The sequence below is a fragment of the Enterococcus sp. S183_ASV_20 genome (assembly GCF_018919685.1).
GTDB lineage: Bacteria > Bacillota > Bacilli > Lactobacillales > Enterococcaceae > Enterococcus > Enterococcus faecalis.
In genome coordinates this window covers 1-1,123 of record NZ_JAHLRI010000146.1, presented here as the reverse complement: position 1 = coordinate 1,123, position 1,123 = coordinate 1, and the positions used below count along the sequence as shown (strand labels likewise).

The 1,123-nt window shown below is 35.0% G+C and carries 2 protein-coding genes; both read left to right on the top strand.

Annotated features, from left to right (window positions below; genetic code table 11):
* Positions 1-4 precede the first annotated feature (4 nt).
* A complete protein-coding gene (locus KQI94_RS16085) occupies positions 5-196 on the top strand; it encodes a DpnD/PcfM family protein (RefSeq protein ID WP_025186526.1) in 192 nt (63 codons plus the stop codon).
* A gap of 231 nt (positions 197-427) precedes the next feature.
* Positions 428-1,123 (top strand): Cas9 inhibitor AcrIIA9 family protein (locus tag KQI94_RS16080; protein ID WP_216454652.1); only part of this gene is annotated, 696 nt, incomplete at its 3' end.

Here is a 1,123-nt window from a genome sequence, read left to right as displayed (position 1 = left end):
TTGAATGGAAGGACGTGTAAGAATGGCAGAAAAAAAGAAAAAATACTGTGTGACAATTGTTGAAACCTTAGAGGTAGCTGTATATGTTTACGCTGAAAGCGAAGAACAAGCACATGAATTAGTTTCTAACATGTATTACGACCAAGAAATAATCTTAACAGAAGATAATCACGAAACAACAGAATTTATCATTTAAAACAACGAAAGAGGTGAAAAAGATATTTTAGAGGTGTTGAATTATTTCCACGAAAAAAGCACAAAAAAAGAAACCTTTTGCCACTAACAAAAGATTTCTAAAGAATTGGTAAGTTATACCTGAATAAATTTGTAATTCAAGTATAACGTATCTCATGACCTTTGACAAGTGAATTTCCCCCAACCTCTTATTCATAAGAGGTTGGACTAACAAAAGAAACGAGGGAACGTTATGGACTTTCAAAATATACAAACTGTAAAAGAATTGACATACGCACTCAAACAATACAATCAAAATCTAGCAACCACTATTTTTGACGACACACAAGGCTATATAAGTGTAGCATTCAAAAAGGACAAGATAGAAAAGAACGGAAACGACTTTCAATTTTTATGTTTCTATCCTAATTATGAAGTAGCCCTTTATCCAGTCGTGACATTACTTTCTTATCTTGAAAAGCTACCAGAAAAAGCAACCGTTGCGATTAAAGACCCCGACGGTAACTACTCGTCCCTTTATCTAACCATTGATGAAACGATAGATAAAGGGACGAAATACAAGTGGCTAGTAATTAGCGACAGACTTTCTTATGAACGCTTTTACTTAACTAGTCAATTGACTATACAAGAGCAAGCACTGGAAAAGATGTTAAAAGAACTAGAAACCGAACCTAACAATAGACTAGAAGCCATTCAGGACTGGCTATGCCAACAAACCGATAAAGACCTTTTGACTGGTATTTTAAAGGAAGATAGAACATTGAAAGGGGCAGAAGCTTACTGCATTCAAAAGGCCTATGAAATACGTAATGGTAACGGGGCAATGGCTAGTCACATTACTGTTTTTAACTGGGTTAGAGAATATTATACGCTTGACGAACTGCCAACGGATAAGCCAAAAATACAAGCGACAATAAAAAGCGATTAT